Origin of the sequence: Citrobacter sp. Cb031 (genome assembly GCF_030336725.1) — a bacterium.
Taxonomy (GTDB): Bacteria; Pseudomonadota; Gammaproteobacteria; order Enterobacterales; family Enterobacteriaceae; genus Citrobacter; species Citrobacter braakii.
Window position 1 is genome coordinate 473978 of record NZ_JAOWDA010000033.1, and the last position, 17806, is coordinate 491783.

Sequence of the window (17806 nt, forward strand, 5' to 3'; positions counted from 1 at the left end):
TACCCCCCATAAAATCACAAAATTAACTCCACTTCCCCAACCACCAGATTCTCAACATCTCTGGCCCCCACGCCCTTACATTTCTCCATCACTCTTTCCACCAATCCATCCTCCATATTTAATTTATCCCCCGTCGCCACAAAATATCTCTGTGATAACTTTTCCAATTTAGCCAACACAATTCCCTTCAATATTTCTTCATCCAGTGCCCGATAGGCCACCGTGGTCATCCGCGCTAAAAACGCCGGACGAAAATGGGTTAATAATTCTGCTCGCAAATCTTCGTTAAACCGCTCGCTGTTTAATTCAGCCGCAGGCGTGTCGAGAATCAGCTCCGCGCCGACGTTACTGGTCGCCAGCATCACCGTGTTTTTGAAATCAACAATCAGCCCGGTGCCGTCTTCCATTACGCCTTTGTCGAAGACGTTATAGAACGCCTCCAGCACGTCCGGGTGCGCCTTTTCGATTTCGTCGAGCAGTACCACCGAATAAGGTCGACGGCGCACCGCTTCGGTTAATGCCCCGCCGCTGCCATAACCGACGTAGCCCGGCGGCGCGCCTTTCAGCTGGCTGACGGTGTGCGCCTCCTGATATTCAGACAGATTAATGGTGATCAGATTACGTTCGCCGCCGTACAGGGCATCCGCCAGCGCATAGGCGGTTTCGGTTTTGCCCACACCGGTTGGCCCCACCAGCAGGAACACGCCGACCGGCTTTTGCGGATCGGTCAGGCCGCTGCGATAGGCACGCAGCCGTTGGGCGATGGTCTCCAGCGCCGCCTGCTGCCCCATCACCCGCTCGCTCATCCGTTCAACCAGCGTACGCAGGGCGTGGGCTTCGTCGGTGAGCATCTGCCCGATAGGGATACCGGTCCAGCCGCCAATCACCGCCGCTACCGTGGCGGTATCCACGCAGTCCGGCACCAGCGGCACCTCATCTCGCAGTTGGGCAGCGGCGGTTTCCAGTTTGCCGATCAGCGCCGCGCACTCCACCAGCTCTTGCTCCAGTTCCTCATCATCGTCCAGCCGCGCACTGAGATCCAACATCCGTTGACGAGCGGCCAGCAGTTCACCGACCCGCTGACGCTCATCCTGCCAACGTCCTTCCACTTCCCGCGCCTGAATGTGCAGTTTCTCCGCCAGCGCCTCCAGTTCACAAAGCCTGTCGTGATGATCGACGCCCACCAGCAACTCGCGGTTGAGGCGTTCACTCTCTTCTTCGATGGCCGCCTGCTGCTGACGGATCCCCTCAAGCTGGGGCGGCACGTCATGCTGCGCCAGCGCCACTCTGGCGCAGGCAGTATCAAGCACGCTGATGGCTTTGTCCGGCAGTTGGCGCCCGGAGATGTAGCGCTGCGACAGACGCACCGCCTCGCGGATGGCGGTATCGAGGATCTGCACGCCGTGGTGTGCCTCGAGCTTGTCGGCCACCGCCCGCAGCATCACCACCGCGCTGTTCTCGTCCGGCTCTTCAATCTGGATACGCTGAAAACGTCGGTCCAGCGCCGGATCCTTCTCGAAATATTTTTTGTACTCCTGCCATGTGGTGGCGGCGATGGTGCGCAGTTCCCCACGCGCCAGCGCCGGTTTCAGCAGGTTGGCGGCGTCGCTGCCGCCCTCGGCGCCGCCCGCGCCTATCAGCGTGTGGGCTTCGTCGATAAATAAAACGATCGGCTGCGGGGATTTTTTTACCGCGTCGATTACGCCGCGCAAACGCTGTTCAAACTCGCCTTTCACGCCCGCTCCCGCCTGCAACAAGCCAAGATCGAGAGCCAGCAGAGCGACATCACGCAACGGCGGCGGCACGCTGGCTTCGGCAATGCGTCGCGCCAGCCCTTCGGCAACGGCGGTTTTGCCCACACCTGGCGCACCCACCAGAATCGGGTTGTTTTGCCTGCGACGCAGCAGGATGTCGATACACTGGCGGATCTCCGCGTCGCGCCCGATGATCGGATCGATCCGCCCTTCCCGCGCGTCACGAGTCAGATCGTGCGTGTATTGATCCAGTACCCCGCCTTCACGCTTCGGGGATTCTCCCTTGTCAGGGTCTGCAGCCTCCTCAACGGAGTTGCGACACCAGGTCTGCCACTGGCTTTCCAGCTCCGCAGCCGGAAGCTGTAACAACAGTGGCATTCCCTGCGCCAACTGGGTACGCAGCCGTTCTCGGGTGAGTAAGGTCAGGAGCAATAAGGCCGAACGAACCAGAGGAATACGCTGGAATGTCGCCTGCAAAATCGCCCCTTCCAGTAGCTCTATCAGTTGTACGGAAAACACCGGCATCCGCGTACAGCCCGCTTTGAACTGCGCCTGAGCACGCTGGATCTCTTCACGTAACGTATCGGTGGAGATAGCCGCGTTGCTCAGGCAATACGCTAAATCACAGTGTTCATCATCCAGTAAAGCCAGCAGCATATGCTCCGGCTCAACGAACCAGTGTCCCTGCGCCCGGCTGCGTTCGGCGGCCTGTTCCAGCGCACGAAAACAAATGGGGTTCAGTCGTTTTACCAGCGCTTTCAAATCCATTTACTGTTCTCCTCAAGATGCTGTTGGCAATGGAACATGGCGGGCTTGCGCCCTGCCAGTTGCGCGGTATACCCCAGACGCGGCGGCGCAGCGCGGGTTAAGCGATGATCCAGCGTCAGGGTTGCGCGCATCATCAATTCCAGCGTTATTCCCGCGCCAAACCAGATTTCCGCTAACTTACTGAGCTGGAGAAAACCCTGACTGCCGGGTAAAAATTCGCGCCACTGCGTAGCGTTTTTAGCACGCAGATGCACCCGTAGCGCCGCATGCTGGTTCCATATTCGCCGACCGGCGACGCTATTGCGCCCCAGCCGACATCCCGTCCGGCTTATTGATGCCTGTGGCAAAGGCTGCCAGCGGCCGACAAACTCTTCGACATGCACGGTGACGTTCAGTACGGCCTCGACCAGCGCCACAAATCCAGCCGTAGAACGCCTGCGATTAGGCAGGTTGCCGCATTGCATCAGCAGACTCTGTACCTGCGCAGATTCATACTTTTCCATGGCGTCGAGCCTGAAACCACACAGCGCACGCATTACAGAAAGCCCTGGCGCATCTTCTCGCCTGGCGTAAGGCATAGCCAGCCGATGCAGGCTCAGGCTACGGTAGTGATGTTGAAGAAAACGCTGTTGAAACATAAATATAAAATCCTGCAGTGCGCTGTTTTTATCCTGCGTCGCCTGCTGTAGCCATTCCAGCCAGCCGTAGGGCAATACGCCATCCGCCCCCCCTGGCCCGAGGCTACGCACCTGCACAACGTCTTCGTTCAGCGAACTGACTTCCGCTGGGCTAAATGCCAGCCCCAGATCGCCCCGCAGTTCGGGCGTCTCACCCGCCGCTTCCAGGATGCGGACACACTGCTCCAGCGAGAAGCGCCACGGCTCGGCCTTAAGCTGGGCGATTACGCTATCAGCGTGGTCTGTTCGACGTCTGTCCATAGCGACAGCTCCTCTCCTTCGTCTTGCAATATCGTGTGGATAAAGCAGTTTGCGGTGGCATTACGCGCCAGGAAACGGGCAATAACGCCCGCAAACAGCAGTCGGCTGCTTCCAGTAAAGGCTTGTGGATCGAGTTCCAGCGTCACCTTGATACCGTTATGCCAGCCGCGCCAGGCATCCCGCCCCCGATGCTCACTCACCCGTTGGCAACACATCTCGAGGATGCCATTGATCTGCTGCCAGACAGCGGGTGACGCAGAGGAAGGGGCATACAGGGCCAGCAGTTCTTTTAGCGAGTCCAGCGCGCTCTGACCTTCGTTCAATAAGAGATGGTTGAGCGCAAGCGTTGAGAGCAGTTTCCAGCGTGCATCTCGCTGCAACGCAGGCGCTGAAGGCGTGGTCGGCGTTCCCAGTAAATGCACCTGCGCAACCGGGCCGGGTACTTCAAAGGTTAGTGGCGTTCCCGTACAAAGCAGTGCGGCCTGCTCACCGTTGCTGCACCAGAGCGTCGCCGTCAGGCTCGCTTCTTCATCCGGCGCAAACGGGTCGAAACGGCTGTCCACCAGCGTTAACCACAACGCATTGCCCTGCTGGCGGTTGCGTCGTGCATGCCAGAACCAGCGGGACTCGCTATGCCCGTGAGCGGAATAATATGCAGGCACGCGCCAGGCTTCTTCACGGCGGCTCATCCACAGCGTCTGTACACGGTAGATCTGTACATGTTGATCATGATGATCGGCCACCAGCCGATGCTCGCTGCGAATATGCCCGGCGATCAGCGGCTCAGAGGTCCGGGTGAACAGGTTAACGATTGGCACACACCCCAAACGAATATCACCCGAGTGAATATGCTGCGCCCCCGGCGGAGCGCGATCGAAAGGAATGCACAAGATCATGCCGTCGCCCTCCCCCGAAGGCGGCAGCGGCAAATCGAAATACATCAGCGCCTGCGGGCTGTTCATCCAGGCACTGAGCGCCAGCACGCTGGACTCTACGCCCGGTTCGCAGGGCAAAATCTTTTCGGCATTCAGCAGGCCAATGGGATGTGGGCGCAGCGGCCCAATGACATGGGCGTACAACAAATCAAATAGCGTGGCGTTGATTTGCGGCGAACCGCTGAGATGAATGCGTAACTGTGTAACCGCCAACGTCGAAAACTGATGTGGCGGCAGACAACGTAGCTGAATACGCAATGCGCCGCGCGCCCGCGTCAGCCCGGTTAATTGCCGGGCCTGCGCCGCATCGCACCAGGTAACATCGTCAATCTCAATAGGCCACAGCGTTTGCGCCAGCGCGGTACGCCACCAGATCGTTTCACCGCTTTGCGTTAACGCGTAAAGCGGCGTTCCGGCAGGAAGGGCGTAACCCTGACTCAAATCACCTGCCAGCGGATCCGCAGTAAAACTGGCGGTAGCTGTGGAAGGGAAAGGGCGTATCGAATGAGGTGAGAGCTGCTCCAGCAGCGATTCACACAGTTCACCAAAACCATCATCAAGGCGCTGATGCAATTTGGCGCTTTGCAGGGCGAAACCTTCTAAAAGCCTTTCAACGTGGGGATCCGGGCAATCAAATTCGCTCAGCCGCAGACGAGAGGCAACGTGCGGGTGCCGCCGGGCGAACTCGCCGCTGGCGGTACGCAACCATCTCAACTCCTGCAAATAGTCTTCCAGCAATCGATCGTCCATTGATCTTCTCCTGCGATAGTCATCGCCAGCTGCCGTGCAGATACGTTAGATCCAGCGTCAGCGGATCGTCGTCGTGCCACAACATCACCTCGAGATGCAGCGCCAGCGTCTGATGATGCGCATCTTTCACGCTGACAGTTAGCGCCTGAATCCGCGGCTCGTTGCGTAAAATGGCTGCGCGTAGCTGGCGACAATACCAGTTAAGCACCCGCTCATCGCCCGCGTTACATCCGTGCCATTCCGGGACACCCCAGCTAAGCAACAGCGGTAGTGCGTCATCATCCGTAGGGGCTCGGGAGTTGAATAATCGATTCAACTCCCGGCACACCGACTCTCGTGGGCTTATCTCCTCATCCAGCAGCCTGTCGAATAGCGCAACCGGGATGAAAGGCTCCACCATTAGCTGCCTTTCTTATTCAGCGCCATATCCCAGACGGATGAACTGGTGCCCTGCTGGGTGCCTTCCGATTTCTGGGCGGTGATTTCCCATTTGATTTTGGTGAAGTTCAGCGACATCGTCTCTACCGGCTTACCGCCGGACCCGCCGCTGACGCTCAGGTGCGAGATCACCACGTTACTCAGGGTATAGACAATAAACGGCAGCATCGCGCTATTGTCGTTACGACAGAGCGTCAACTTCGCTTCTTTGATCACCTTCCCGCTACAGCAATACTCATTGAGCACCGGCGTGGCGAGATCGACAAACTTGGTCAGCGACATTTCACCCACGTGCGCCCGCCCGGAAGTACGTTCGGTATTACTGACGTCGTTAGTGACCTGCATCGCCACGTTATGGCTGTAGGACATGATCTCTATCTGATCTTTGAAGCCATCGGCCTGGCTTTCGCCTTTGATATCGTCAAGCTTTAAAAAAATCGCATCCATGGTCTATCTCCTTAGTAATCAAGCGGCAGCTGGCGGCGGCAGTTCAGCCACCAGACGAATTGAGGTGGTCAACTCTTCTAACTGGAAGTGCGGACGCAGGAATACAACGGCGCGATAAACGCCCGGTTTGCCGGGAACATCACTCACGTCCACCCGTGCTTCACGCAGCGGATAACGCGCTTTAATCTCCTGTGGCGCGCTGTCGCGCAGCAACACATAGTCAGCAATCCAGTTATTGAGGTAACTCTCAACATCATCGCGGCTCATAAAGCTGCCGACCTTGTCGCGCATAATCACCTTCAGGTAATGCGCAAAACGGGAAGCGGCGAGGATGTAAGGCAGCATTGCGGAGATCCTCGCGTTGGCATTGGCCTCCGGGGTGTTGTAGATCCTTGCCTGATTGGTGGTCTGTCCGCCAAAGAACGCGGCGGTGTTGGTATTCTTCTTATGACACAGCACGATGAATCCCAGATCGTTAAGCTCCTTCTCACGCCTGTCGGTAATGGCTATTTCCGTCGGGCAGCGCAGGCTGATATCGCCGGATGGCGTGGAGAACGTATGCGCCGGGAGATCGGATACCAGGCCGCCGCCTTCCGCACCGCGGATCGCCGCACACCAGCCGTATAAGGCAAAAGCTTCGGTAATACGACTGGCCAGCATCCAGGCGGCATTGCCCCACAGATATTTGCTGGCATCAAGGCCGTCGACGTCCTCGATAAAGTTCACGCCTTCCACCGGCACCGTATCCGGGCCGTAAGGCAGGCGCTGCAACACGTGCGGCAGCACTAATGAGACATAGCGGGAGTCGTCGCTTTCGCGGAATGCCCGCCATTTAATCAGCTCGGTGCTTTCGAAGATCTTCGCCAGATCGCGAGGGACACCTAACTCGAGAAACGATCCCATATCAAACAAACGAGGACTGGCAGCGGCGATAAACGGCGCATGCGCGGCCGCCGCGACCTGGGAAAGTTTTTCCAGTAGCGCCACATCCTGCGGATGACGGCCAAACTCGAAATCACCGACCAGCACGCTATAGGGATTCCCCCCAAAAGTACCGTATTCATCCTCATACAATTTCTTAAACAACGTGCTCTGATCGAACTCAACCGCTTTTTCCAGATCGTCCTGCAGTTCTTTGCGCGAAACGTTTAGCAGACGTAATTTCAGTCGGGTGCTGGTCTCCGTATTCATCACAAACTGATGCAGACCGCGCCAGGAGGCTTCCAGTTTCTGCATATCCGGGTGATGCAATACCTCATTCAACTGGCCGCTGATAAGCTCGTCGATCTGCGCGATGCGATGGTTGATCATCGCCACCGTATCGCTTCCTATCGCCATCCCTTCATCAAGAATTTGCGTCGCCAGTTCTTCCAGCATGTCACGCGCGTAGGTCTGTTGTAGCTCATCGCGCGCCATCCGCCCTTCCTGGATAATGCGATCCAGCACGCTCAGCGTGACCGTCTGTCCGCCGTTTTCAGCTTGTTCCTGAACATTTTCCATTGTTCTTCTCCTGATTCAGTTACGCGTTTTCAGCCGGTTTTTCTTCAACGATGGGTCTCAAAGCCTGAAGCTCGGCGTTATCGTTTACCACCTGCTGTAGCAGCGCATCCAAATCGTCGTTACCATCCAGTTTGGTGAGCAGATCGCGCAGACGCTGCCGGGCAAGAAACAGTCGCTGAAGGGGTTTAACCTGATTGATAATATTGAGTGGAGAAAAATCATCGAACTCGTTAAAGCACAGCTCAACGTTCAATTTGCTGCCATCATTAGCCAGACGATTTTCAACCTGTATCGCCAGACGAGGTGAGAGGGAGGAAAGCACATCGTCAAAATTATCACGGTCAATTTCGACAAATCGCCGCTCACGTAATTTAGCGGGTGGGCATGCGGGATGTCCGGATAAATCAGCTAAAATACCAACAACTAAGGGAAGCTCTTTCTTCTCAATCGCGCCACCTGTTTCCACATCATACGTTATTTGCACGCGCGGCGGCCTAATACGGTTGAGTTTATGCTGAATGCTCTCGGCCATATTTAATCCTTTTTATTGCAATAGTATCCCTGGCACGACATTTACCGCACCATTATTCGAAAAGTCATATTCATGAATAACTAGCCGTAATATAAAAAACACAACACCCAATAAATATCAACTTAATTTTTTACTTTTCACACAAAAAAATAAATTGTTTGATAAAAATCAATTAACAAAAAATTAACCAATAAAAATCAACATGTTGCAATTAAAATTGATTATAAAATAATACTTTGCACTGAAAATATAAATTTAGTGAATATTTAAATGTTAAAAAAATTTATTACTTAAGATTCATCCAATGATGATTTAAGTCAAAAAAACAACCCCCACCATTAATTACCTTATTAATGACAATATAAAAGGACTTTATATGACAAACGGCCTATGCCATCCAGCCAATATAATATTAATCAGTATTTTAATTTTACTGAGTAGCGGTTGTTCATTATGGCAAAACCGTGTGGCATTTAATGATGTGGTCATTGAAACCGCAGCAGATGCAAACGATAACACGCCAGTCGCCGTGGATATTGTCGCGATTGCCGATAATGCGTTACTGCCAACCGTACACTCGCTGAGTGCGACACAGTGGTTTAACGCCAAATCACAACTCCTGCGCGATAGCCCTGACGGGTTGCATGTCTGGTCGCTGGAGCTGGTGCCGGATTCGCGTTTTGTGACCAAAAGCTCCCCTCTGCACGGCGTTAAGGCAGAGGCAATTCTGCTGTTTGCCCGCTACAGCAGCGCAGGAGAACACCGATTAACACTGGAAAAAGCAGATTCACTGCATCTGTTACTAATGACGGATGAAGCCGTCCTGGCACCATGAACAAGGAAGGGACTATGAGCACAATTCCGGCAATGGTTTGCTGGTATGAAGGGATGGCAATGCTACCTCAACATTTCCAGTTGCAGGCATTGCGTAATGAAACACTTTGTGCCGCGCTCACCGGGTGCGCTAATCCGTGGTTCTGGGGCGTCAACCGGCTCCAGATTGACGAGGCTGCGCTGTGTGCAGGAACGCTGCGTATTTTGCGCCTGGAGGCGATGATGCCCGATGGCACGCCGGTCAATTATGACATTAGCGACGATTTATCGCTGGAGTTTGACTGCGCCCGCTTGCTGCCTGCCGTACCAGACAGTGAACATATCCTTTGGCTGGCGCTGCCGCCGCTAAACCGTGCCGGACAGTGGCAGTTGATGAATAGCCGCTATCGCTCAGTCAACAGCGCCCCGCTACCTGACCTGAGTAGCGGTGAATTCCCCGAGAGCATTTCGCAATGGCAGCCCGTACCGCGTCTGGTTTGCCAGCACGATCGCGCTGATTTCGTCTGTCTGCCGCTGCTGCAGGTTGTGTATAGCGAAGGTGGATTTCGTCAGAGCGAGTGGTTTCCCCCCTCTCCCGCCTTCAACGAAGAGAGTTATCTGGCACGCCAAACCCGACAACTCTGCCTGCAGGCAAGAGAAAAAATTCTGTTTCTGAGCCGTGAAATGCAGTTGGCGCAACACGGACAACGCACCAACGACTGGCTATGGCTTACGCTGTCACTGCATAGTATCCATGGGGCGTTGCCGCTGGTGGAAAGCTTGCTCAGCAGCGGGCGGCCACATCCACAGGATCTTTACCGCGCGCTGTGTCTCTTTATCGGACAAACGGCAATACTGACTCAGGATAAAACGCTGCCCCTGCTGCCAACCTTTGATTATCAGAACATGCTGCCCGCATTTGCCTCTCTTTTCACCGTACTGAAAAACCAGTTGGCGCATATTCATCGCCGCTATCAGCGGCTGAATTTCAGCAAGCTGGATAACTCTTTTTCACTGCAACTCCCTACAGATATCCACGCGGGAGAGCAGGTGGTGATAGGCCTGCTGATGCCCGGAGACAACGCCTCCAAAGCTGAAAAGTGGTTACAAATGAGTCTTATCACCAGCCAACCCTTTGTACCTGTTCTGCGTCGTCAGCGGATGCACGGGATGACTTTCACGCCGCTGGCTGCAGAGCAGCGCAGTGACTGGGAAATCGACGGCAAGGTGGCCCTGTTTACCCTGACCCTTACCATCCAGTGGTTTGAAAAAGGGACGCCGTTGGTTATTGCCCCATTGCATGAAACAGAGGATATGCCGCAGCAGATCATGCTCTACCGTCAGGAGGATCGCCATGACAATCGCCAATCCTGATATGCCTGCCAGCCGTCTGTTTGATGAGATTTACACCCGCTGGCTGGCGCAGTTCGAACGCTGGAAACGCACTCCGCTACCGCCAGATGAGTTGCATAATCAGGCCCTTGTATACGCCAGTCAGGTGGTAGAAGAGTATAACCGACGCCTGACCCGCGAACTGGGTTCGCCGTTTCAGCAGCAGATTGACGCGTCCGTTTATGCCCTGGTCGCGCTGATTGATGAGTCCGTACTCTATGGTGACTGGCCCGCGCTCTCCCTGTGGCAGTCCTGCCCGCTGGAGTATCATTTGTGGCAAACCCATAGCGCTGGGGACCAGATCCCCCGCCAGATCACTGCTCTGCTCAATGAGCGTAACCCAGGAAAGCGGGATTTAGCCGCGCTGTATTTGCGCTGCCTGACGCTGAGGTTTGGTTCCCGACGTGGCGATTTTAACCTGCAGAATCATCAGGAAACCTGCCGCCTGCTGTGGCATTTTGCCTTTCAGCATGACGCTCAGCTCAGCGATATTGCCGAACGCATGGAATCGGCCGCGCTGGGGACGCCTTTACACCTTCCGGCGCATCGCCGCCTGCCAGACAATTCGCGCCTGCATCTCATCGCCCTCGTTATACTTTTAGCGTTATTGCTGTTGAGTCAGCGACTGTGGCTAAGTATTGAAGATGCCATCGGCGTAAATTCGCTGCCAGATTTCCCGTTAACCCAGTCCTGCCAGGGAGATGATAAGTGACGCAACCCTGGCTTACGCTACTGATTATTCTCCTGGTGCTGTTGGCGATGACTCTCTGGTGCGTCTGGTGGCAATGGGAATACCGAAACGATACGTTCAACCGTGCGCAAAAGGAGATCCAGCGAGCCTGTACCAGTCAGGATCCTTACGACAGCGTGCGAATCCTGATGCTTGGCGACGAAGAGGATAACCGTCTGCTGTGCCGCAGTTGGTCACTTACCGACGGCCAGGAATACTGGTTCGGGCAATGGTGGTTTAATCCTCAGTGCAGCCTTCTGTGCCTGCCGCAAACGCTACAAACCGTTGGGAAGAAGCGGCTAATCCGTCAGAATGACTGGCAGAAGATGCTGTCTGCGTTGGTGAAAAGCCGCCCCCAGCGACCACTGGATGCACTGATTATCACCCTTTCATTAGAGACGCTGCATGACGATGATACCGTCCGCGCCAGCTTATTGCATAACTGTCAGCAGTTGCAGCAGGTGTGCGGACTGAGTCTGCCAATTTACCTGATCATCAGCGGCATGGAATCACTGGAAGGTACAGCCGATCTGCTGGAGCTATTGCCGGAAGATGCTCGCCGCAGTCCGATTGGCAGCACGATTCCGGTCGCCAGAGAAGCCATTTGGAAACCGCAGTGGATCGACAATGCGCTGGACAATACCCGGACTTCGCTGCGGCTGTTCATCACCGAGCTTGGCGCGCTGCGAGGCAACACGCCGGAGGAATTATTCCGCTTGCCAGAAAGCTTCCCGCCGCTTGCCGCACCATTGCATGACGCTTTTGACGCCCTGTTTAACAGTCATGCCCGCGATGAGCCACCGCAGCTGCGCGGGATCTGGTTTGTTGCCCGTACGCTGGACCATGACAAACCACAGATGCAGTTTTGTCAGTCGCTACTGAGCAGCAAAATTACCGCTGAGCGCGGTCTCGCGCTTCCGGTGCGCCGTTTGCTGCGCGTGAATTTACGCCGCCATTTCATCACTCTCGCGTGCTATAGCTGCCTTTGCGTTCTTTGGCTTGTCGCGATGACCTGGAGTTGGCAATACCAGCACACCCATGCCGTACTATTGCACGATCGTCTGCAGGTCCTCGCCACAGCCGTCCGGGCCGATATCACTGGTGAGCGTTCCACCGCGCTGTACTGGCGCGTTCTCAATGGCATTCCACAGTGGCAGTTTCGTTCCATCGTCTGGCCCGGCTCGCTGTTCAGCCGCACCGATACAAAATTGCGCGAGACGTTTAACAACGTCACCCTGGCTAGCCTGCTGGTACCAGCCACCAACAGTATCTGCCTGCAAAATCACAATGAAAGGGGCTTTGAGCAGGACGATTTGCTACCCGAAGAGCGTTACCGGCAAATTCAGAACTTGCTCACTCAGGCAAAACAAATGGAGTCGCGCTATTTGCCGTTGCTACAATTAATGCAGATGAAGCAACCGACTGTGCAGACGTTGGCAAACGTCAGCGCCAGCGTTTGGGGCGTGACCGTTGACACCAACTCTTTACCCTCCCAGGAAAAGCTCAACGAGATGTTTGCCACTCTCAATCTCTCGCGTCTGAAATTACCCGACGCTAGCGAGCTGACTCAGCGCAACAGCGTACTTTTTTCTCACGAAACCATGCGCTGGCTGGAGCAAAACTATGGCAATACCAGCCTGGATAACAACGAAGAGCAGCTCGAACAACTGTTGGCGCTGTTTGGCAATGGCACCGGGGTTACCCCCTTATTCGTCCGCTCGCTGGTCCGCCAGGTCAGCCGCTTACAAGCAACACTGACGACCATTAATAACCTGAGTCGTGACGCAACAAATTCGCCAATCAGACTGCCACTGGATGAGCTGCTCACGCAGGCACGAACCCTTAAGCTTATCGACAACAGCGTGGTTCAGGAACTGCTCCGCCACGAAACCCTACTGCGCCAACGCTTTCTGGCGCAGGTTGATGGCTCCAGGCTGCACTTCTCCTCATTAACCGAGCAATCCCCGGAAGGACAATTCAGCGTATCGCCGGATCTTCTGGCATTACAAAAAAGCTTGCGTGATTTACTTAACCAACCCTTCTGGCAGCAAGGGGCAAGCCAGCCTACCGAGCTCTCCGTCGGTTATCCTGGCAACCTGCAACTTCAGCAGGCGCTGGCGCTGTATGGCGGATTTGAACGATTTATGCAGCAGTTTCCAGACAGCATCTGGCGACCTAAAATCACCATGCTGGCGCGACAGGCGGTGGAAAACGCCATAGGTCAGACGCTATACACAGGGGCCACCGGAACCCCGGATAACAGCAATGTCAGCACCGCCAGCGCGGATTACATCATTGAAGCCTTCAACCAGCTTAATCGTCCTCAGCTTGCCATCGCATTGCGCCAACAAACGGCGGCCCAGGTGATTGCACGGGTGCGTCAGGACGGCGGCGCGTTACTTCCGCCGATTACCCCTCCGGCGGTCAATTACGCGACGACAGAACAGGCGCAGGCCAGCGGACAGAAAATTATCGGATGGGCTAGCGCCCAGGCAGAACAAATCTCTGGCGCATTAACCCGCTATCAGCAGGATATTGACTGGCTCGACAAACAGCGCCCATGGCTAAGCGCGACGGATAACCAGCTTATCGCTCGCTGGAGCAATTCACTGGCGACCATGAAGCGGCTGCAACAACAGGATCCTGCCAGTTCGCCGATGCAGATGGCGGCCCTTGCTGCCGCGCTGCCGACGCTCTCTGCGCAGAACTGCCAGAGTGAACTGACGCAGTTTCGCACCGCCAGCAGTAACGATTTTTACGGTCAGTCGCTGAACGCGCTGGCAGACGCATCATTGCAAAAATGTCAGCAGTTACGCCAACAGGCCAGCATTGGTGCGGTACAGAAGATCTTCAATCTGTACAACACCTGGCTTGCAGGGCGCTTCCCGTTTACCGCCGCGGCACACGCACCGGATGCTGATGTCGATCGGGTACGTGAACTGACTCTTTTGCTGGCGCAACTCCCCGCCGAAACGCTATCCGAACAGCCGCCACTCATTCAACAACTGGCAGCGGCACAGCCGTTACTGTCGGCGTTGGTCAGCCCTGAAGGCGTGACGTTACGGGTTATCTGGCGGACCTCACGCAACCATGAGGCTGGCGCGGATCAGATTGCCGACTGGCGGCTTGTCGGTAATCAACAATCGATTAGCTACCCCGGCGGCACAACTGACCTGCACTGGCGCAGCAGCGATAGTCTGAACTTTAGTCTGCGTTGGGCAGCCAATTCCGCATGGCGTCCAATGCCAGGCCTGTCACAGACAGGCGTAACGGTAAGCGGTGATACTGGTCGTTGGCGCTGGCAGGGAGCGTGGGCACTGCTCAGGATGATTGAACAACAGCGCGTCGGTGGCGCGCCGACGCAACCGCTGCCGCTGCGTTTTTCGCTCCCCGTGGGCGATGGTCAGAAGCAATTGCAGTCAACCGTATTTTGGCAGGTCACGTTGTTAGATGCACAAAGCAAAGCGCCGCTACCATGGATACCGCTTACCGAGCAGGGATTATCAGGAGGAAAATGATGGAACATATTGAGGCATTACTGGCCCCCATTCAGGCGGATAATCCGTGCGGGGACTCTATCCGTTATTCACCAGAGTTCGACCAGTTGGTCACCGCCCGCCAGCAGGATGACGAAACGCTGCCCACCGGCGTCTGGCAAAGTACGCCGCGCCGCGCCGACTGGGATGAAGTCGCCAAAATCGCCACTGTGCTGACGAAAACGCTCAGTAAGGATCTGGTCATTATGAGCTGGTTGGGTGAGGCATGGATTAGAGTTCACGGCTTAGCAGCCCTGCCCAATGCGCTGGAATTAGTGACCCTGGCGCTGGAGCAATACCCGGAGCAATTACATCCTAAAATTAAAGAAGGTGACTATGACTATCGCGCCGCGCCACTATGCTGGATAGCGCAACATTACGCCACGCTGGTCGCTGAAGCCCCGCTGTTTATAGCTCATGGGGAAAACATCTCCCTGATCCAGTGGCAGCAGGGAAAATTAGCTGACGTTCCGCTGCCTGGCGCGGACGAGGCCACCATATTATCCCTGACATCCAGCATGGAGTGGCTCCAACGGCTCAACAACGTCTGTCAGAGTTGGCCTACCGAATCGGCACCTTCATTTAAGGCACTTGAGCAAAAAATCAAGACCTGTCTGCAGGCGTTGGGCAACACCTTGCCGGAACAGTCGCCACCTGTCGGGCAAGAAGCCGCATCAACGGTCAGCAACGGCGCCACGTTTCTTCACCGCGAAGAGGCGTATCAGATGATTAAACAGGTGGCAGACTATCTGGCGCGTACCGAGCCCCACAGTCCGGTACCGTATCTACTGCAGCGGGCCTATATCTGGGGACATACGCCACTACCAGAACTGCTCAATGAACTGATTACTGGTGATGAGTCCGCTCGCCGACTGTGGAGACAATTGGGGGTACTGCCATGAGTTGTCCTGCCGTATGTACAGGCGCAATGCTGCACTGCTCGTTTGGCATAGCGCCCGCCACACTGAACGTGTTGCCCACCAGCCGAACTATCGTCAACAGCCTGCCGATGGCGAATATTATGGATAACAAACCATTTGTAAACATTCTGCCGTTCGGGATGTGCAACAGCATCGCCAACCCGACCGTTGCTGCCGCAACCGCCGCGGCGCTCGGCGTGCTGACGCCAATGCCGTGCATTCCTGCCACCATTGCGCCATGGATGCCCGGTTCACCGACGATAATAGTCGGCAATGCGCCGGCTCTTACTGCGCAATCGCAGTTAATGTGCGCCTGGGGTGGGTTGATTCAAATTAGCTTTCCCGGGCAGTTAACGACCGTCGTCGCGTGATGTTATCCTCTTGAAATTAAGGGTAACAGTTGCAGGAGACGACGCAGCAAGATAGTTGCAGCGTCGTTAAAAACGGCTCACACACTCCATTGCAACCGTTTTGAACTCGCTGAAATTTCGGCATGCGCAGAGTCGCGTCATCGCGCGCTCGCGCAGGAAGGTGACGAAAATATCGTAGATCGCCATCGCTTCTTCGTATTCGCTTTTGCTGATGGCGAGCAGGAAGATCACATGCGCCGTTTCATCCCCCCAGGCGATACCCCGCGGGGCGAGGATGGTGTAGACCACCGTTTTCTTTGCCAGCAGACCGAGGGCGTGCGGCAGGGCAATGCTGTCACCCAGCATGGTGCTGACGATGGCCTCACGTTCAACCACCGAATCAAGAAACTCCGCATCGACAAAGCCTTCATCCTGCAACTGGCGACATAAAACGTTGAACAACGTTTGTTGATCCATTGGCTCGTCGATCACACGAAAATGGGCGGCATCGAAGAATTTGTTCAACATCCACGGACGGGTTCTGTCGACCAGCACCAGTTTGCCAATTTGCTCCAGTTGATAATCGGTAGGGAACGGTGCAATCATCACCACAGGCTTATCTTTTTCACCAATCCGCGCGGTAGAGATTACGAAATCTTCGCTGATGCTTTCCCGCTGTTCGTAGTCGCGTAGCGTCACAGTATCGACGATTTCTATCTGCGGATACTTACGCGCCAGCACCGCTTCAATCATCCGCGCCATCGCATTTCCAGCATCGCATACCAGCAGAACTTTCGGCTGCCTCTGGTAACCGATGTTGTAACTACGCTCCAGCCCGACGCCAATATGCAGCACAAGGAAGCCAATCTCATTTTCACTGATGGTGTACGGCGTATATTTTCCCCATCCCGAGACGGCGGCCAGCGTCATGTCCCACGCCATCGGGTAGTGCTGTTTAATATTTTCCAGTAGCGGATTGGGGATCATTATCTGGTAACGCACCCGGGTGATCATCGTCTTAATATGCGTCAGAAGGTCAGCATGTAACTGTTTGTCATTCAACAGGTTGTAGTTGTACTGGCTGTTGATAAACCGCAGGATGTAATTGACCAGCGCTTCGTCATCATCCGCATTGATGGCGCTGGGGGCGATCTCTTGTACCTGGCGGGCGGCGATATGCACCTGCAGCCAGTTCTCTTCGGAAACGGTAAGCGGTTTATCCGCCAGTCGGTGTAATACCGCTGCGATTTCCCGCGTGGCCAGGCACACCGATTGCTCGGCTTCTTCTGCGGCAAACTCCGGGAGGGGATACCCTTCGCTAATCCGCCGTACCGCCACCGCGCAGTACAACCGCAAAAACAGCTCACCCTCATCGGTCAGGCGAATGTGAAAACGGGCAAAAATATCCTGCAAAACAGGTTGTAGCTGTTCAGGGATCCCGGCATTTAGTGCCTCTTGCGTCACTAGCGGGTGCTGTGGATCCTGCTGTGCCAGCGTCCATAGCAGATCGGTCAAACAGGCGCGGATCGCCATCTCGCTGCCAAACAGCTTCATACCGTGACGGGGGCGCGTTTCCAGCGTCAGATGATAACGTTGCAGATGCTCGCGCACCTCAGCCATATCGTTTTGCAGCGTCGCGCGGCTGATAAACCATTCATCAGCCAAATCCTCCAGCTTCAGCGAAAAGGCCGACGTCAGAAAACGAACCACCAGCCAGTGCACCCGCTCCTGGCTGGTGCGAGGGATGCGTAGCAACGCGTCGGGCCGCTGCGTTTGCAGGGCATGATAACGTGCCGGGTCGTCAATTTTGAGTTGATAACCGTTACCCCGGCTGAGGACAAACTGCGCGCCGTACTGGGTGAGCAGCGCGTTTAGCGCAGTGATATCCGCCCGTACGGTGCGTGTGGAAACCGACAACCGCTGCGCCAGCTCGTCCTGTGGAAGCGCTTCGTTTTGCAGCATGCCAAACAGCTGCGCTAAACGTTGGTTGGGGAATCGCACGT

General features: G+C 55.4%; 14 protein-coding genes. 6 read left to right on the forward strand and 8 right to left on the reverse strand.

The genetic code is table 11. The features are described 5' to 3' along the window. Nucleotides 1-14 precede the first annotated feature (14 nt). The 7 genes from tssH to tssB are packed head-to-tail and all read right to left on the reverse strand — an operon-like array spanning nucleotide 15 to nucleotide 8062. The gene (gene tssH / locus OGV93_RS15905; RefSeq protein WP_287109754.1) at nucleotides 15-2522 is read right to left on the reverse strand and encodes a type VI secretion system ATPase TssH; all 2508 of its coding nucleotides are present in this window, start codon (nucleotides 2520-2522) and stop codon (nucleotides 15-17) included. Further along, entirely contained in the window at nucleotides 2513-3460 is a 948-nt protein-coding gene (tssG, locus tag OGV93_RS15910) for a type VI secretion system baseplate subunit TssG (RefSeq protein WP_200084370.1), read from the reverse strand. The genes tssH and tssG overlap by 10 nt, the downstream gene beginning before the upstream one ends. After that, complete coding sequence (gene tssF / locus OGV93_RS15915; RefSeq protein ID WP_287109755.1) at nucleotides 3424-5145, reverse strand: type VI secretion system baseplate subunit TssF; 1722 nt, start codon at nucleotides 5143-5145, stop codon at nucleotides 3424-3426. The genes tssG and tssF overlap by 37 nt, the downstream gene beginning before the upstream one ends. Nucleotides 5146-5164: 19 nt before the next feature. Beyond that, nucleotides 5165-5545 (reverse strand): GPW/gp25 family protein, encoded by a 381-nt coding sequence (locus OGV93_RS15920; RefSeq protein WP_019078239.1) that lies wholly within the window; start codon nucleotides 5543-5545, stop codon nucleotides 5165-5167. Beyond that, nucleotides 5545-6030, reverse strand: a complete 486-nt coding sequence (locus OGV93_RS15925; RefSeq protein WP_016155551.1) for an Hcp family type VI secretion system effector — start codon at nucleotides 6028-6030, stop codon at nucleotides 5545-5547. The genes OGV93_RS15920 and OGV93_RS15925 overlap by 1 nt, the downstream gene beginning before the upstream one ends. Before the next feature lie 18 nt (nucleotides 6031-6048). Next, complete coding sequence (gene tssC, locus OGV93_RS15930; RefSeq protein ID WP_016155550.1) at nucleotides 6049-7530, reverse strand: type VI secretion system contractile sheath large subunit; 1482 nt, start codon at nucleotides 7528-7530, stop codon at nucleotides 6049-6051. A gap of 19 nt (nucleotides 7531-7549) precedes the next feature. Beyond that, nucleotides 7550-8062 (reverse strand): type VI secretion system contractile sheath small subunit, encoded by a 513-nt coding sequence (gene tssB / locus OGV93_RS15935; RefSeq protein WP_016155549.1) that lies wholly within the window; start codon nucleotides 8060-8062, stop codon nucleotides 7550-7552. A gap of 466 nt (nucleotides 8063-8528) precedes the next feature. Here tssB and OGV93_RS15940 point away from each other — a divergent pair, with 466 nt between their 5' ends. From OGV93_RS15940 to OGV93_RS15965, 6 genes are read left to right on the forward strand one after another with little or no spacing between them, the layout of a single operon-like run. Continuing rightward, nucleotides 8529-8897, forward strand: a complete 369-nt coding sequence (locus tag OGV93_RS15940) for a T6SS protein Cts2N (RefSeq protein ID WP_287109757.1) — start codon at nucleotides 8529-8531, stop codon at nucleotides 8895-8897. A gap of 14 nt (nucleotides 8898-8911) precedes the next feature. Further along, nucleotides 8912-10249, forward strand: coding sequence for a type VI secretion system baseplate subunit TssK (gene tssK / locus OGV93_RS15945; protein WP_200084368.1), 1338 nt, complete (start codon nucleotides 8912-8914; stop codon nucleotides 10247-10249). Continuing rightward, nucleotides 10230-10979 (forward strand): DotU family type IV/VI secretion system protein, encoded by a 750-nt coding sequence (locus OGV93_RS15950; RefSeq protein WP_019078236.1) that lies wholly within the window; start codon nucleotides 10230-10232, stop codon nucleotides 10977-10979. The genes tssK and OGV93_RS15950 overlap by 20 nt, the downstream gene beginning before the upstream one ends. Next, on the forward strand, nucleotides 10976-14515 hold the full coding sequence (locus tag OGV93_RS15955) for a type VI secretion system protein (protein ID WP_287109759.1): 3540 nt from the start codon (nucleotides 10976-10978) through the stop codon (nucleotides 14513-14515). The genes OGV93_RS15950 and OGV93_RS15955 overlap by 4 nt, the downstream gene beginning before the upstream one ends. Next, nucleotides 14512-15435, forward strand: a complete 924-nt coding sequence (locus tag OGV93_RS15960) for a type VI secretion system protein TssA (RefSeq protein WP_233628849.1) — start codon at nucleotides 14512-14514, stop codon at nucleotides 15433-15435. The genes OGV93_RS15955 and OGV93_RS15960 overlap by 4 nt, the downstream gene beginning before the upstream one ends. Then, nucleotides 15432-15824, forward strand: a complete 393-nt coding sequence (locus OGV93_RS15965) for a DUF4280 domain-containing protein (protein ID WP_016155543.1) — start codon at nucleotides 15432-15434, stop codon at nucleotides 15822-15824. Before OGV93_RS15960 ends, OGV93_RS15965 begins: the two co-directional genes overlap by 4 nt. A 66-nt stretch (nucleotides 15825-15890) precedes the next feature. Here the strand turns inward: OGV93_RS15965 and OGV93_RS15970 are convergent, their stop codons facing one another. Further along, the gene (locus tag OGV93_RS15970) at nucleotides 15891-17804 is read right to left on the reverse strand and encodes a BglG family transcription antiterminator (RefSeq protein ID WP_200010217.1); all 1914 of its coding nucleotides are present in this window, start codon (nucleotides 17802-17804) and stop codon (nucleotides 15891-15893) included. Nucleotides 17805-17806 lie beyond the last annotated feature (2 nt).

What these genes read in the sequence shown, in the direction of transcription:
- tssK (WP_200084368.1), top strand. Translation starts at nt 8,912, where the DNA reads ATGAGCACAATTCCGGCAATGGTTTGCTGGTATGAAGGGATGGCAATG.
- tssC (WP_016155550.1), bottom strand. Translation starts at nt 7,530, where the DNA reads ATGGAAAATGTTCAGGAACAAGCTGAAAACGGCGGACAGACGGTCACG.
- OGV93_RS15965 (WP_016155543.1), top strand. Translation starts at nt 15,432, where the DNA reads ATGAGTTGTCCTGCCGTATGTACAGGCGCAATGCTGCACTGCTCGTTT.
- OGV93_RS15920 (WP_019078239.1), bottom strand. Translation starts at nt 5,545, where the DNA reads ATGGTGGAGCCTTTCATCCCGGTTGCGCTATTCGACAGGCTGCTGGAT.
- OGV93_RS15925 (WP_016155551.1), bottom strand. Translation starts at nt 6,030, where the DNA reads ATGGATGCGATTTTTTTAAAGCTTGACGATATCAAAGGCGAAAGCCAG.
- tssH (WP_287109754.1), bottom strand. Translation starts at nt 2,522, where the DNA reads ATGGATTTGAAAGCGCTGGTAAAACGACTGAACCCCATTTGTTTTCGT.
- tssG (WP_200084370.1), bottom strand. Translation starts at nt 3,460, where the DNA reads ATGGACAGACGTCGAACAGACCACGCTGATAGCGTAATCGCCCAGCTT.
- tssF (WP_287109755.1), bottom strand. Translation starts at nt 5,145, where the DNA reads ATGGACGATCGATTGCTGGAAGACTATTTGCAGGAGTTGAGATGGTTG.
- OGV93_RS15950 (WP_019078236.1), top strand. Translation starts at nt 10,230, where the DNA reads ATGACAATCGCCAATCCTGATATGCCTGCCAGCCGTCTGTTTGATGAG.
- OGV93_RS15960 (WP_233628849.1), top strand. Translation starts at nt 14,512, where the DNA reads ATGATGGAACATATTGAGGCATTACTGGCCCCCATTCAGGCGGATAAT.
- tssB (WP_016155549.1), bottom strand. Translation starts at nt 8,062, where the DNA reads ATGGCCGAGAGCATTCAGCATAAACTCAACCGTATTAGGCCGCCGCGC.